The following is a 14,526-nucleotide window of genomic DNA, read 5'->3' on the forward strand; positions in this document are numbered from 1 at the left end:
TAATAACATATTGTTATTACTTTTCTTTACATGTATCACAATAGTTCTATATGATAATGATGTGATTGTTGTGAGAAAGAGTATGAAGAAAGTTGTTATTATTATGAGTAAACAAATATTGCATGAAAGAGGTAGGCACTTTTGCAACTACAAGACCAACATCCATTTACGTTAATGATTATTTTTACTGTAGTTGTAAGTACACTACTTGTATTAATTCACTATATCATTAAGCGAAAACACGTATTAATGCATTGCACGTTGATGATGGTCATATTCTTATTAGCATATGAAGTATTAACACCTTCCCCGGACGATATTAAACATTTAATCCATGGTGATAATCGAAGTATTGTGTATATGGAAGATGGTCACATACAACAAGCTATTAATGGTGATAAAGCATTACCAATTGCGAGTGTAATGAAAGTATTTATCGCAGTAGAATATGCTGATCAAGTCGTTCATCATCAAATTAATCCGAATGAGCATGTGGTATACAAAGAGGTATTGCGATATGATTTACCGGATGTCGAAGGTGAAAGTGAGATGCAGAGAACATTCGAATCAGTTTACGGTACGCAACATCTCACGTTAAATGATGTTGCGAAAGGTATGATTCGATATAGTGCTAATGCGAATACAGACTATTTAATTGATCGGTTAAACATAGACGCTATTAATAACAAAATTAATGCGCTCAAAATGGGTAACCATGAAAGAATAAAGCCTTTAATTGGTGGTATGGTTATGGCGAGTCAGTTAAATAGTGATGCGTTACAACAACGAATAGACGAGGACGATGTATATCGTCACGTCATACGTGCTAAAGATTTATTTATTACCGGGAAGATTTCAAAGGAAAAAGTATTGAAAGACTTTGATCAACCAAGACAAGTCTATTGGTCTGATCACTTAACACATGCATCTGCTAAAACATACGCGTTACTAATGAACGATATTAATAGTGGTAAATTTGGTGTTGAGCAGACAAAGATATTAAGAACATTATTAGAACAAACAAGTGACCAGCATATTCAATCTTTATATCAACACTATGGATATAAGGGCGGTAGTACGCTTAAACTGTTAAATGGTGTGTACTATACGACTAAGAAAAATGGTCATACACAAGCATTAGCATTTTATTTAAATGATTTAAATCCGTGGGAAATGTATAAAGCACAACGTGCGTTTAAATTATTCCGTAATAAAGTGCTGGAAGATAAAGCATATCGTGAATCGTTATTTGAATATCATTCAGAATAAGGACGTTGTAATTATTCATAATTAAAGGAGTGTATCATTTTGAAGCGAATAATTGTAATCTTAAGCATGTTGATATTAGCACTTACAGGTTGTGATGATAATACCAAAGAACAAACAGCACCTAAAGAGAATGAAGAAGGTGTGAAAAAATATGATTTAGTATACGCAGAAGTATTAAATAATGGTGATGATGAGAGTATGTCTATGGAAGTGGGCTATAAAAATGGGAATAAATTAGAATCGAAACGTTACGATACTGAGAATGTTACTGAGCATATTCTTAAAGATGAAAAAGCTAAACCATATGCTTTGATTAAAGAAAAAGAAGTTCATATCTTTAGACACCCTTATATCATCTTTGATAATGAAGGTGAATTTGATGCTAAAGTCGACAATAAATCTGTTGTGAAGTAGGTGTGCATATGAAAAGTATTAAATCTATCATATGTATGCTGCTCTTGATGTTGATTGTTACACAACCCGCTGAAGCGGGTGGCTCTAGAGGTGGTTCGCATGCTTCACATAGTAGTCATAGTAGTAGCCATTCATCAAGTTCAAGGTCTACCCATGCATCAGTGAATGCTTCCAGAATTAATGCAGTCAGCCGAATGAATACAACATCTCGCTTAAATAGTACGTCTATAAGAAGCCAGAGTATGAATGCATCTAAAGCAGCCACATTAGCCAGACCGATGCGAATTAACTTTAAAGACCCGGTGAAATATCGCACAGCCCATAATCAGTATGTAAATAATCAAATCTTTTATGGTGTTTACTATGGTAATGCCCATAGCGTTTATCACCAGAAGAACATTATTAAGCAGCAATTGTTGCGTGAACAAGCCTATACGATTGAAGTACAGCATAACGGCGTTAGAAGATTATATGTTGTATCAAAAGAAGTGTATGACGCTGTAAATAAAGGAGATACTGTTCATATTAAGAACGGAGTCGTTTCTGTGAAAGCTAAGTAAATGGTATGCATAATATTATGATTTTATATTATAAATATACCCATTAATGTATAAAGTTTAAGAGAATGAAAAATATCTCTTAAACTTTATATTTTTTGTACACAGCCCGTTATATCAATGCTATAATGTAAAAATCTCATAAGTTTATTGAAATTTCAAACAATTAAAAATGAAGGAGGAAATACGATGGAGATGGAGAAAAAACTCTCACTGAAAGAAAATTTATTTATCGGTTCTATGTTATTCGGATTGTTCTTTGGAGCTGGAAACTTAATTTTTCCAATTCACTTCGGACAAACAAGTGGGTCAAATGTCTTTATTACAAATTTAGGGTTTTTAATCACAGCAATTGGATTACCGTTCTTAGGCATCATCGCTATCGGTATTTCCAAAACAAATGGTTTATTCGAAGTGGCTTCACGTGTAAATAAGTCTTATGCATACTTTTTCACGATTGCATTATATTTAGTGATCGGTCCGTTATTTGCATTACCGAGACTTGCAACGACATCATTTGAAATTGCGTTTACACCGTTTATCGCTAAAGAAAGTGTAAGGTTATATTTATTTATTTTTAGTTTATTATTCTTTGTGGTGGCGTGGTTCTTTGCAAGAAAGCCGTCAAAGATTTTAGATTATATTGGAAAGTTTTTGAATCCGTTATTTTTATTCTTATTAGGTGTATTATTCTTATTAGCATTTATTAAACCAATGGGTGGGTTAGACGCACCTATACAGCCAGATTATCAGAAAGGTGCTTTGCTCAAAGGTTTCATCGATGGCTATAATACGTTAGATGCATTGGCATCATTAGCTTTCGGTATTATCATTGTAACGACAATCAAGAAGATGGGCATTACGAGTCCGAATCAAATTGCGAAAGAGACAATTAAATCTGGATTTATTAGTGTGTTATTGATGGCATTGATCTATACATTGCTTGCTGTTATGGGGACAATGAGTTTAGGTCAATTTAAAGTGAGTGAGAATGGGGGTATTGCACTTGCACAAGTCGCGCAATATTACCTGGGGAATTACGGTATTATCTTATTATCACTCATCATTATCGTTGCATGTTTAAAGACGGCGATTGGTTTAATTACAGCATTCTCTGAAACGTTTAATGAGTTATTTCCGAAGCGTAGTTATTTAATGATTGCGACAATCGTAAGTATCGTTTCATTTACGTTAGCAAACGTCGGATTAACAAAGATTATTGAATACTCAATTCCTGTATTAATGTTCTTATATCCTTTGGCAATAACATTAATTTTATTAACGCTAGTAAGTGGTCTGTTCAACAATTCTAAAACAGTATACCAATGGACAACATTTGTAACGATGATTGCTGCACTTATCGATGGTGTGAAAGCAAGCCCGGCATTCCTTTCACAATCAGGATTTGGAAAAGGTCTCGCTTCATTCGGGGAAAAGTATTTACCATTCTCTGATATTGGTATGGCTTGGGTATTGCCGGCATTGATTGGGTTTGTGATTGGATTTGTTTTGTACAAATTAAAGAAACCTGTTAGAATATAAACAAATATTAAAGGAGGCATCAATATTTAGAGATGATCATTCGATAATGAAAACGCGCAAACTAAATTGCACAACGTTTGAGTTATCGGGATGAGTCTGTCTACATATTGTATGCCTATCGTATATAGGCTTATTTTGTGTATCCCAAACGTTGTGTGGGATACATTTTTTTATGGGGTGAGTCTATGAGATTAAACAGAACAGATATTTATGCAGGAGAGAAGTTATTATTTGAAGATTTACACTTTGAAATAGAACAAGGGCGTCATGTTGTATTACTAGGAAATAATGGGATAGGTAAGACGACAATACTAAACAAACTCATGCAGCAAGATAATGAAATTGGACTACTGGAACAACAAATCAGTGTAACTAATATTAAAGATCATACAGTTATGACAGTACTCGATTATATTATGCAAGGTAGAGGGGATTTATATGGCTTAAAGCAGAAGTTATATACTGATATGGATGCAATGAGTGAGTACTTAGACAAAGACGGATTTACATTTGAGTCTGAAATTATTACGATGATACAGAAGTTCAATCTTTCAGAAAGTGATGCGGACAGAAATATAGTGACTTTATCAGGAGGAGAACAGACAAAGATTTCTTTAATACGTTTAATATTATCAGGCAAGACGAAGTTTATCTTTGATGAACCAACGAATCATATTGATGATGAAACGAAACAATGGCTCATGAAGTGGATGCAACATAACGATTTCACGATTCTTTATGCGAGTCATGATAGAGCTTTTATTAATGAAACAGCTGATTATATATTAGAATTAACACGTGATGGACTGAGAAAGTTTCACATGAAATACGATGACTATAAAGCACAAATTGATTTAGAAGAGAAGACAAATACGGCGCTTGTTGAGAAAGAACAGAAAGAAAAGAAACGTATGAAGCAAATGATTCAAGAGATGAAAGAATGGCATCATGAAATGAATCATAAAGCAGGAGTACGTGATCCTTCTGAACAAAAGAAACTGGCTAAAATGGCGAAGCGCATGAAGGCACGAGAATCCAGAATGAATCATGAGATGGCGAACTTTCAAGGAAAAGTAGAGAAAGCTGTGCGTACTGAATATGATATAGAGACAAGCGAAATTAATAACAAATATATATTGCAGTGCATTGATGTCAGTCATACATTTCAAGAAACATTGTTTAAATACGTTTCATTTTCATTAGAACAAGGTGAAGTCGTTCAAATTCATGGGAAGAATGGTTCTGGTAAATCAACGTTACTCAAATTAATACTAGGGGAAATACCGCTCCAACACGGAGAAATAAAAATGCCGTCAACACTTGAAATAGGATACTTCTCTCAAAAGCTTGAGAACTTAACATTAACCAACACAGTGCTTGAAGAAATTACGACACTGGATATTGATGTGACGCAAGCACGCACAATACTCGCAGCATTTCGATTTGATGCATCACGAATGGATGATTATGTTCAGGATTTATCGATGGGAGAGAAATGCCGACTATCTTTTGTGAAACTCTATTTTTCAAAAGCACATTTACTTATCTTAGATGAACCGACGAACTACTTTGATATTGAAATGCAGGACGTTATTAGTAATTTAATTCAACAATATAAAGGGACAGTATTATTTGTCAGCCACGATAAATATTTTAGTGACATGATTAAAACACGTACGTTGACCATTCAAGATAAACAATTAATAGATTCTAAGACGACAGTTGAGCAAACGATAGATACCGAAACTTTGAAACAACAGTTACAAAGTATAGATGAGTTGGAGTAATAATATGAGGTTGCGATATCTACAACATATCGCAACCTCATTTTTTATGATAAACGCGCTTCAATCTCAGCTCGTTTTGGTTCTAAGTATTCAGGTAACACAAGGGGTATCGCATTAAAGTCTTTGCTTTCTTTGTTCGGTTGTTCGGGTTTCGCACCTTCCATCGTCGCAACTTCAATTAATATATTATTCGGGTCTCTATAATATAAAGACTGGAAGAATTCACGATTCTTAATACGGGAATTTAAGATATTTCTATTATTCAAATCTTCTTCAAGTTGTTGCAATGCATTTAAGCTTTTAGCTGACATTGCAACGTGATGAATTGATCCGATTCCTGAGATACTATCTTGTGATGTATTGTCATGAATGACGTGGATTTCATGATGATCTTTATTATTCTGATTAGACATAATCGTTACTTGAAGCTTTGTATCAAAGAGTTGCGTCTTACCAGCGATTTCAAAGTCAAAGTAGCGGTTAATTTCTTTTACAGTCGCTTCGCTGAATCGTGTTCTTACATGGACTGAATCTAATGCGATAATACGATGTGCTTCTGGGATATCTGTATGAACGGGTATCGCATAGCTACTTAAATCTTCATCCTCATGCATCACAACAAGTCCTAGATTTGTATCATCAGGTCCTTCGAATCTAACGATGTCTCTACCTGCATAGTGTTCCAATCCATAATGGCATACACCAAATTCATCAAAGCGTTGCATAAAGTATTTGAGAGTGTCTGTAGATTGTACTTTAAATACTAATCGATCAATATCGTTTGTACCAAACTGTTTATCAATGCCTTCTGTAATTTCAAAGATAGTTACTTCCGTTCCAGGCCTCCCTGTCTTATCTCCAAAGAATAAATGATACATTCTGTTATCATCTTGATTTACTGTTTTCATGAGTAAGTCTAATCCGAGAATATTTCGATAGAATTCAAATGCATTTTTACCGTTACGATTAACAATCGATACATGGTGGATAATCGTCATTGCGCTCACCTTTTTCTTTTAGTTTATTAAGCTTATTATGACGTTAAACATAAAGTGTTGCAAAATATAAAATTAAAGAGTATATTAATTGTACCAAGTATAATAATTATATCGATGATGAAAAGATATTGAGTATCGGATAATTATTAAAGAAGAGGAGTGAATCATTATGAACGAAATTAAACAATTAACAGGTATCCATCACGTAACAGCAATCACAAGTAGCGCGGAGAAAATCTATGACTTCTTTAATGAAGTGTTAGGGATGAGACTTGTAAAGAAAACAGTCAATCAAGATGATATCAACACATATCATTTATTCTTTGCAGATGACGAAGGTAACGCTGGAACGGATATGACGTTCTTCGACTTTAAAGGTGTTTCGAAAGGTCAACATGGTACAAATGAAATTGCAAGAACATCATTTAGAGTGCCAAATGATAAAGCAGTTGAATATTTCTTAGAAAGATTTGAAACGTTTAACGTGAAACATGACGGTATTCAAGAGATGTTTGGTAGAAAAATCTTACCTTTCGAAGACTTTGATGGACAATTATATCAAATTATTTCAGATGAGAACGATCATGGTGTAGCACCAGGTGTAGCGTGGAAGAATGGTCCTGTACCTGAAGAATACGGAATTTACGGATTAGGACCAGTGTTTATTACAGTTAATCAATTTACAGCGTTTAAATCAGCGTTTGAAACGGTTTACTTATTTAAAGAAACGCAAGCTGAAGGGAACTATCATTTATTTGAAACAGGTGAAGGTGGTAACGGTGCGTCAGTGATTATCGTGGACGACACAAACAGTACAACAGCATATCAAGGATTCGGTACGATTCACCATGTGGCTTTCCGAGTGCCTGATGAAGCAGAACTGAGAGCGTGGATTGAACGTTTAGAATCTTATAACTTACCAAACTCAGGATTTGTCGATCGTTTCTTCTTCAAATCATTATATGCTAGACTTGCAATGCCGATTCTATTTGAAATCGCGACAGACGGCCCTGGATTTATGGGGGATGAACCTTATGAAACTTTAGGTGAGAAATTATCATTACCACCATTCTTAGAAGGACAACGTGAGCATATTGAATCTGTTGTAAGACATATCGATACAGTAAGAAGTAAATAAAACGAATGGAGGTCTATCATGAACTACTTTTATCAAAAGAATGACGCAAACGAATTAGTCGTATTGTTCCACGGGACAGGTGGCAATGAATATCAATTATTAGGATTAGCAGGAGCATTATTTCCTGGTGCTGATGTATTAAGCTTTGAAGGAGATAGTGGTAGCTCGATGAGTCGCCGTTTCTTCCCACCTTTAGTCAATGGTGAGATGGATCGTAATGCATATAATGATGCAGTAGGACGTGTGACAGAAGTACTCAACGGATTGGATTTAAATTATGACAAGATCACTTTCCTAGGTTATTCAAATGGCGCGAACTTTATCGTTGGATTCTTAGAGAATGGCTTTGAAATGGATGCGGCAGTATTAATGCATCCGTCAGATTTGAAATATGATGTAACAAACGCGAAACGTGATACGAAAGTGTATATCACTGCAGGTGCAAATGATTATATGGTCCCACCAGGCCAAGCAAAGCAATTAGAACTACAGTTTAAATCAGCATTTGATGATGTGAATTTTATGCTGTTTGATGGTGGGCATGAGATTACTCAGAAAGAATTGGATGAATTAAAAAGAGTGTTGTAGTCAAATCACTTTATTGTTGTAATTTGTTATCCTGTTCTAAAAAGGTTTATAATGTAAGTAAATATTTGGAATGGGAGCTGTAAAGTAATGAGACTTTATGCAAAGAAAAAGATTTTATCCTGGACGCAAGATTTTTCAATTATGAATGAACGTGATGAAGTAGTTTACACAGCTAAAGGACAGTTTGATTTATTAGGTAGAAGAAAGCTGAGAATTCTTGATGGAAATGGCAATGAATTAGCATTTATTAAACAACGTGTAGCAGCGTTTTCTACAACAATGGATGTACTGGTAAATGGTTATGAAACGATGACGATTCGTAAGAAAATGTTGTCATTTAGACCGACGTTCATCATTCAAGGTGAGGACTGGATTGTACGTGGTAATTTTCTAAATTACGAGTATGTAATTGAAGACGGTAATGGCAGACTTGTTGCTGAAATCAGTAAAAAATTCTTCTCATGGACAGATACATTCGGTATTGATATTATTGATGACCGTGCTAATGTTGCACATGTGATTGCTGTAGTGATGGCGATTCATACGGATATGCAAACTAGCAGTACAGCTGCGGCGTCGGCAAACTTTTAATGAATATAATGCAAAAGAGGAAACCTGCTTGATGGAGGTTTCCTCTTTTGATTGTTAAAGCTAATTCACTATATAATCCGGTGCTTCGTTATTTAACTTTTTAAACACATTTTGTGTTACGATATCCGCCATCATATCACGCGCTTCAAAGGTTGCATTCCCGATATGCGGTGTAATCACGACATTGTCTAATTTTTTAAGCTTCTCATTAATTTCAGGTTCAAACTCAAATACATCTAAAGCTGCACCTTCAATGACTTTCGCTTCCAGTGCATCTGCCAGTGCTGCTTCATGCACGACCGGCCCACGTGATGCATTAACAAGGTAAGCTGTTGGTTTCATCATTTCAATTTGCGCTTTATCAATCATATGTTTCATTGATGGATTGTAGCTCGCGTTAATTGTGATAAAGTCTGCCTGTTGTAGTAATGCCTCAAGTGTTACATACTTTGCACCAGTGTCAGCTTCACGGTCTTCATGACGATTAGGACCTGTATATAGAATATTCATATCGAAGCCTTTCGCACGTCTCGCAACTGCTTGACCGATTTCTCCTAAACCGATAATACCGATTGTCTTTCCTGATACTTCACGGCCACGGAAGAATAATGGTGCCCAGCCATTGAAGCCAGTTGTACGACATACTTTATCACCTTCAACGACGCGACGCGCTGCTGCTAGTAGTATTGCAAATGTAAGATCAGCCGTAGCGTTTGTTGATGCTTTCGGTGTGTTTGTCACATCGATATTTTTTGAGCGGGCATATTCACTGTCAATATTATTGAATCCAGCACCATAGTTAGCAATAATCTTTAAGTTGGGTGCAGCATCGATGACTTCTTTATCAACATTTGTAGATAGTAAGCTGATTAATGCATCTTTATCTTGGATACGTTGAATCAATTCATCTTTAGTGATTAATGTTTCTCCTTCGAATACGTCGACAATTTCAAATTTTTCTTTTAAAAAAGCGAGTCCTTTTTCTGGTATTTCTCCAGCCACAAGTACCTTCATATTAATACCTCCTGCATGTTAGTTAATATTTTTATCATATCCATTTTATCAATAATCTTTTCGATTCGCACAGATTGTGTAATCTAAATGTATTAGTATTATTTGAAATTGATTATGATTTTATTCTCAGGGTAGAGAGTAATGTATGAAATTATGAAATAATTATTTGAAGGGACAGTGAAAAATAATGTCTAAAATTAAAGCAAGTCACGCACTAGTAAAAGCGCTTAGAAATTGGGAGATTGACCATGTCTATGGAATCCCCGGAGATACAATAGATACAGTAATTGATGCATTAAAAACAGCTGAAGAAGAAATTAAATTCTATAATGTACGTCATGAAGAAGTGGCTTCGCTCGCTGCAACAAATTATACAAAATTAACCGGTAAGATTGCAGTTTCAATCGCAATCGGTGGTCCTGGTGCTATTCATTTATTAAATGGTATGTATGATGCCAAAATGGATAATGTTCCGCAACTCGTGCTCGTGGGTCAGGCCAACACCAATGTTTTAGGTACGAAATACTTTCAGGAATTAAACTTAACAGCAATGTTTGAAGATGTAGCAGTCTATAATAAGCAATTAGATCAAGCTGAAAACGTATATGAAGTCGTTAATGAAGCTATTCAAACAGCATACGACAAAAAAGGTGTTGCTGTGCTTTCTATTCCAGGTAATTTATTAAAAACCAAAATTGAAGATAATACAACGACTGAGCCAGTTGTGTCACCAGCTCACACAACAGCAATTGACAACGCTCAAATAGTTGAAGCAATTAAGTTAATTGAACAAAGTGAGAAACCGGTTGTGCTTGCTGGTACGGGTGTGAAGAATGCTAAAGATATTCTTGTGAAGTTTATTGAACATGCGAAATTACCCTCAATTGTTACTTTACCGGCTAAAGGATTAATTCCTGATACGCATCCTAATATGTTAGGTAACTTAGGTAAAATTGGTACGAAAGCAGCATTTGAAGCAAGTAAAGAAGCAGATTTATTAATCATGATAGGGACAAACTTCCCTTATGTTGATTACTTACCTGATGAAGATGTGCCATGCATTCAGATAGATAATAATCCTGACAATATTGGATCACGACATAAAGTAACAGTTCCGTTAATCGGTGATGCGAAAGAAATCTTAACTGGATTAAATGAGCAATTGCCTGCTGTCAAGGAGCGTCCATTCCTTGAAGCATGTAAAGAAAATATGGAACAGTGGAATAGTTGGTTAGATGAAGATAGAGAAAATAACAGTATACCATTACGTCCAGAGCGTATCATGGCTGAAATTGAGAAGATTGCTGATGATGATGCTGTATTCTCTATTGACGTAGGAACTTCAACTGTTTGGGGTACACGTTATTTAAGATTAGATCATAATAACCGTTTCTTAACTTCTCCTTGGTTAGGAACAATGGGTTGTGCATTACCTGGCGCAATTGCTAGTAAAATCGCTTATCCAGATCGTGAAGCGATTGCAATTACTGGAGATGGTGCGATGGCGATGGTAATGCAGGATTTCTCAACGGCTGTGTATCATAATCTTCCGATGATTGTTGTGGTATTAAATAATAAACAATTATCGTTTATTAAATACGAACAACAAGCTGCCGGTGAATTAGAATATGCGATTGACTTTGGTGATATTGACTTTGCTAAGTTCGCCGAAAGTTGTGGTGGAGTAGGTATCACTGTTACTAAGCCTGAAGAACTTGCCGGTGCATTCAGACATGCAAAAGATGTTAAGAAACCTGTGATTATCAATGCGTATGTAGATCCAGATGCTGCACCACTCCCTGGACAAATCGTCTGGGATGAAGCATTAGGCTATGCGAAATTTGAATTACGCTCATTATTGGAAGAGAATAAATTAGAAAAAATGCCACCATTAAAAACAATTATGAGACGTTTCTTCTAATAGAGAAAATAAAAGTTGTAAAATAGAGACAATCAACACAAGTTGGTTGTCTCATTTTTGATTGTTGTAACGTCTATTTGAGGAGATTAATAAAATGACCAAAGGAAAGTATACCGCCCTTATATGTTTATGGTACAGATAAAATATATGGTGCATCTGCCTATGAAGCGTATCAAATGTTATTATATGAAAGATGGGAGCATGATAAAATAGCACCGAGATGTGGTATAAAATTATTAGTTAAGGAGATAATAAATGAATAAAGAACAGATTATTAGAAAGCTCAATTTACAGCCACACCCTGAAGGTGGGTATTACTATGAAACATATAAATCATCTGAAACAACACACAATGGACGTTTGTTATATACGAGCATTTATTTCTTACTGGAAGCGGGGAATATTTCGCACTTTCATAGAATTGATTCAGATGAGTTATGGTACTATCAAGGTGGCGACTCACTCACAGTACATATGATTCATCCGAATGGTCAATATGAAGCTGTCAAACTAGGATTAGATGTAGAGAATGGTGAAGTCCCTCAATTTCTAGTACCAAAGAATACAATCTTCGCATCTAGCGTTGAAGATGAAAATGCCTGGAGTTTTGTTGGATGTATGGTTTCACCAGGATTTACGTTTGAAGGCTTTGAGTTATTTACAAAAGATGAATTAAAGAAAGAATACCCACATTTAGTGTCAGTTATTGATAAATATGCTTTAACGACAATTGAAAAAAGATAAAGGAGATAATGTTATGAAGACGATAGCGCGTGTATTACTTGGATTAGGATTTGCGACTGCGGGTGTGTTACATTTCACGAGAGAACCAAATTTCAGAAAGATTGTACCTCATTATTTGCCGTTTAAAAAAGAAATTGTTTATATTTCCGGGGTAATGGAGATAGTGATGGGGATATATTTAGTATTTAAGAAACCGAGTGATCGTGTAAAGCAATTAATTAATCTTTTCTTGCTGGGTGTATTTCCTGCGAATATTTACATGGCAAGAAAAGAACTGCCGTTAGGGGATAAACAGTTACGTAAGTCAGTGCTCTATGGCAGATTACCATTACAGTTTGTTTTAATGAAAATGATTAAGTCATTATAACAGATAACTGAAAAAGCTAAAGGATGAAAATGCTCATCCTTTAGCTTTTTTAAATTGCATATTTCTTTTTCGTAAGCAGAAGTATAATCTCAATCAGTGCAATGATAATGAGTGATACACCAAATAACGGCATTAATATACCCATCATAATTAAGAGCGCTGCAAAGAACCAAGTATATTTCATATAAGGTTGTGCTTTTGGAGTTGATAGTTTCCCTTTTTGTTTACGCATGAAGTAAATTTTAATACCAAAGAAAGTTAAGACTAATAATCCGACAAGGAATAATAAGTTAACAATCTTATTCGCTAATCCAAATAGATTCCCTTCATGTAAAGGAATACCCACTGCGATGAATTTCGCTAATGGTCCATAATCATTAAAGTCATAAATTGCGAGCTTCATACCTGAATACTGATCTAAATGAATCGTACGTTCTTCAAGCGGATTTGCATCTAATCCAGTTACTCCAGTACCAGCTGCTTTCGATAATACATATGTCCCTTTGTCATCCATTGGTACTGTAATACTATATGGCTTCTTAAATCCTTCTTCTTTCGCAATTTCATTAATCTTTGTAATCGGTAAACGATTGCCTTCATGTGATTTAGAATCAGTATGTTCACCACGCGTTGCCCACGCAATTTCATTGTTTGACACAGGCGGTGTTTTGACTGATTCAGGATAACCAACTAAAGCATTATTCACAGCGAAGTTATAAATCTTATCACCCATAAATCCTGACCAAGGTAATCCTGTTAACACGATGAGAAGTAGTGGAATACTTAATAGTGTTCCAAGTACAGCGTGAAATTTCGCTTGATTCTTACGTTTAATCTTTGATGCACTGTTCGTTATGTATTTACGGAAGAATGTCATAAATAGACCGGTAATAATTAAAAAGATTGTCCAGCAAGCAGCAAGCTCAACTAAATAGTTGATAAACGTATTGCCAGTTAAAAGATTAGAATGTAGTTCACGTGAGAAATTTGAAAATAACTTTGAAGGTTCAATTTCGCCTTTCACTTGATTATGATGATCTAAATAAACGACTTTTGACGCATCGTTAGGTCCCATAATTGAAACGCGCGTGTTGTAATCGCCTTTTAAGAAACTAATCTTCATAACATGGTAACCTGGATGTTTTTTTAGAATATCATCAATACCGTTATTTAAAGATTGTTCAGGCTTGTTTGTTTGCTCGAATAATAAATCGTGATTCATTTTGTTTTCAACTTCAGGATAGAATAAATACATAATACCTGAAATGCTTAAAGTGATGAGTAATGGTGTAATGAATATCGCGGCGTAAAAATGCCATCTCCAAAATACATTATTAAAATACTTTTTCACAAACTTTCCCCCATTAATTCGCAAGATGTAATAAATGATAGCATAGAAAATTTGTGAATTAGTGGATAATTTGTGAAAAATATAGGTCAGAAATATGAAAATTTTGTGTATATATATGGTTATATTGAGTAATATATGAATCTAAATTTGGAATGGCATTCCTGTTATTTAACGAAAATGTTATATATATTAAATGTTATATCGCTGAACATCTTCGAGTATATAATCGTAAAGCATTTAAATGA

The 14,526-nt window shown here is 35.0% G+C and carries 14 protein-coding genes; 11 read left to right on the top strand and 3 right to left on the bottom strand.

Features of this window, described 5'->3' with window-relative positions; genetic code table 11:
* The first annotated feature begins 141 nt into the window (after positions 1–141).
* From OCL94_RS03855 to abc-f, 5 genes are all read left to right on the top strand, one after another.
* Positions 142–1,269 (top strand): class A beta-lactamase-related serine hydrolase, encoded by a 1,128-nt coding sequence (locus OCL94_RS03855; protein WP_262994787.1) that lies wholly within the window; start codon positions 142–144, stop codon positions 1,267–1,269.
* Between the two features lie 39 nt (positions 1,270–1,308).
* Positions 1,309–1,683, top strand: a complete 375-nt coding sequence (locus OCL94_RS03860; protein WP_262994789.1) for a hypothetical protein — start codon at positions 1,309–1,311, stop codon at positions 1,681–1,683.
* Positions 1,684–1,691: 8 nt separating this feature from the next.
* Positions 1,692–2,243 (top strand): hypothetical protein, encoded by a 552-nt coding sequence (locus OCL94_RS03865; protein WP_262994791.1) that lies wholly within the window; start codon positions 1,692–1,694, stop codon positions 2,241–2,243.
* 192 nt (positions 2,244–2,435) lie between these two features.
* Complete coding sequence (brnQ, locus tag OCL94_RS03870) at positions 2,436–3,782, top strand: branched-chain amino acid transport system II carrier protein (protein WP_262995108.1); 1,347 nt, start codon at positions 2,436–2,438, stop codon at positions 3,780–3,782.
* A 185-nt stretch (positions 3,783–3,967) separates the two neighbouring features.
* The gene (gene abc-f / locus OCL94_RS03875) at positions 3,968–5,569 is read left to right on the top strand and encodes a ribosomal protection-like ABC-F family protein (RefSeq protein ID WP_262994793.1); all 1,602 of its coding nucleotides are present in this window, start codon (positions 3,968–3,970) and stop codon (positions 5,567–5,569) included.
* A 44-nt stretch (positions 5,570–5,613) separates the two neighbouring features.
* Here the strand turns inward: abc-f and OCL94_RS03880 are convergent, their stop codons facing one another.
* A complete protein-coding gene (locus OCL94_RS03880) occupies positions 5,614–6,567 on the bottom strand; it encodes a VOC family protein (RefSeq protein WP_262994795.1) in 954 nt (317 codons plus the stop codon).
* A gap of 178 nt (positions 6,568–6,745) precedes the next feature.
* On the opposite strand from OCL94_RS03880, the gene OCL94_RS03885 reads away from it, so the two are divergent.
* From OCL94_RS03885 to OCL94_RS03895, 3 genes are all read left to right on the top strand, one after another.
* Positions 6,746–7,705 (top strand): ring-cleaving dioxygenase, encoded by a 960-nt coding sequence (locus OCL94_RS03885; protein WP_411268476.1) that lies wholly within the window; start codon positions 6,746–6,748, stop codon positions 7,703–7,705.
* Between the two features lie 18 nt (positions 7,706–7,723).
* Positions 7,724–8,293, top strand: a complete 570-nt coding sequence (locus OCL94_RS03890) for an alpha/beta hydrolase (RefSeq protein ID WP_262994800.1) — start codon at positions 7,724–7,726, stop codon at positions 8,291–8,293.
* A gap of 87 nt (positions 8,294–8,380) precedes the next feature.
* Positions 8,381–8,884 carry an LURP-one-related/scramblase family protein gene (locus tag OCL94_RS03895; RefSeq protein WP_262994802.1) on the top strand — a complete coding sequence of 168 codons (504 nt, stop codon included), beginning with the start codon at positions 8,381–8,383 and terminating at the stop codon, positions 8,882–8,884.
* 60 nt (positions 8,885–8,944) lie between these two features.
* Here OCL94_RS03895 and OCL94_RS03900 read toward each other — a convergent pair whose 3' ends face one another.
* Positions 8,945–9,898: an NAD(P)-dependent oxidoreductase gene (locus OCL94_RS03900; RefSeq protein WP_262994804.1), complete on the bottom strand. Its 954-nt coding sequence runs from the start codon at positions 9,896–9,898 to the stop codon at positions 8,945–8,947.
* 187 nt (positions 9,899–10,085) lie between these two features.
* On the opposite strand from OCL94_RS03900, the gene OCL94_RS03905 reads away from it, so the two are divergent.
* From OCL94_RS03905 to OCL94_RS03915, 3 genes are all read left to right on the top strand, one after another.
* Positions 10,086–11,819: a pyruvate oxidase gene (locus OCL94_RS03905; RefSeq protein WP_262994806.1), complete on the top strand. Its 1,734-nt coding sequence runs from the start codon at positions 10,086–10,088 to the stop codon at positions 11,817–11,819.
* Between the two features lie 255 nt (positions 11,820–12,074).
* Positions 12,075–12,563: a cupin domain-containing protein gene (locus OCL94_RS03910; protein ID WP_262994808.1), complete on the top strand. Its 489-nt coding sequence runs from the start codon at positions 12,075–12,077 to the stop codon at positions 12,561–12,563.
* A 13-nt stretch (positions 12,564–12,576) separates the two neighbouring features.
* The gene (locus OCL94_RS03915) at positions 12,577–12,930 is read left to right on the top strand and encodes a DoxX family protein (RefSeq protein ID WP_262994810.1); all 354 of its coding nucleotides are present in this window, start codon (positions 12,577–12,579) and stop codon (positions 12,928–12,930) included.
* Between the two features lie 49 nt (positions 12,931–12,979).
* On the opposite strand, the gene OCL94_RS03920 is transcribed toward OCL94_RS03915, so the two are convergent.
* Positions 12,980–14,281 (bottom strand): PepSY-associated TM helix domain-containing protein, encoded by a 1,302-nt coding sequence (locus tag OCL94_RS03920; RefSeq protein ID WP_262994812.1) that lies wholly within the window; start codon positions 14,279–14,281, stop codon positions 12,980–12,982.
* Positions 14,282–14,526: the final 245 nt, after the last annotated feature.

The organism is Macrococcus capreoli, from assembly GCF_025628935.1.
Taxonomy (GTDB): domain Bacteria; phylum Bacillota; class Bacilli; order Staphylococcales; family Staphylococcaceae; genus Macrococcoides; species Macrococcoides capreoli.

What these genes read in the sequence shown, in the direction of transcription:
- OCL94_RS03865 (WP_262994791.1), top strand. Translation starts at nt 1,692, where the DNA reads ATGAAAAGTATTAAATCTATCATATGTATGCTGCTCTTGATGTTGATT.
- brnQ (WP_262995108.1), top strand. Translation starts at nt 2,436, where the DNA reads ATGGAGAAAAAACTCTCACTGAAAGAAAATTTATTTATCGGTTCTATG.
- abc-f (WP_262994793.1), top strand. Translation starts at nt 3,968, where the DNA reads ATGAGATTAAACAGAACAGATATTTATGCAGGAGAGAAGTTATTATTT.
- OCL94_RS03880 (WP_262994795.1), bottom strand. Translation starts at nt 6,567, where the DNA reads ATGACGATTATCCACCATGTATCGATTGTTAATCGTAACGGTAAAAAT.
- OCL94_RS03890 (WP_262994800.1), top strand. Translation starts at nt 7,724, where the DNA reads ATGAACTACTTTTATCAAAAGAATGACGCAAACGAATTAGTCGTATTG.
- OCL94_RS03895 (WP_262994802.1), top strand. Translation starts at nt 8,381, where the DNA reads ATGAGACTTTATGCAAAGAAAAAGATTTTATCCTGGACGCAAGATTTT.
- OCL94_RS03900 (WP_262994804.1), bottom strand. Translation starts at nt 9,898, where the DNA reads ATGAAGGTACTTGTGGCTGGAGAAATACCAGAAAAAGGACTCGCTTTT.
- OCL94_RS03905 (WP_262994806.1), top strand. Translation starts at nt 10,086, where the DNA reads ATGTCTAAAATTAAAGCAAGTCACGCACTAGTAAAAGCGCTTAGAAAT.
- OCL94_RS03910 (WP_262994808.1), top strand. Translation starts at nt 12,075, where the DNA reads ATGAATAAAGAACAGATTATTAGAAAGCTCAATTTACAGCCACACCCT.
- OCL94_RS03915 (WP_262994810.1), top strand. Translation starts at nt 12,577, where the DNA reads ATGAAGACGATAGCGCGTGTATTACTTGGATTAGGATTTGCGACTGCG.